At 57.9% G+C, this 221-nt stretch carries 1 protein-coding gene; it reads left to right on the top strand.

Translation table 11 applies throughout. The features are described from left to right. Positions 1–221, top strand: a 221-nt coding sequence (locus tag AO268_RS06830; protein WP_141562786.1) for a transposase, incomplete at both ends; no start/stop codon positions are given.

Raw genomic sequence — 221 nt, 5'->3', positions numbered from 1 at the left:
CTCGATAAGCGCAGCGTGCTGTACAAAGCCAAGCGCAAGATTGAAAAGGCCAAGGCTCAGGTGCGCGCCAAGGTCGAGCATCCGTTCCGGGTAATCAAGCGCCAGTTCGGTTACCCCAAGGTGCGCTTTCGCGGCTTGGCCAAAAACACGGCGCAACTGGTGACACTGTTCGCTCTGTCGAACCTGTGGATGGCGCGCCGACATTTACTGACGAATGCAGG

This window comes from Pseudomonas sp. ICMP 8385, from assembly GCF_002699915.1.
GTDB classification, from domain to species: domain Bacteria; phylum Pseudomonadota; class Gammaproteobacteria; order Pseudomonadales; family Pseudomonadaceae; genus Aquipseudomonas; species Aquipseudomonas gessardii.
The sequence above is the reverse complement of the archived record's forward strand: the minus strand, read 5'-3'. Positions and strand labels throughout refer to the sequence as shown.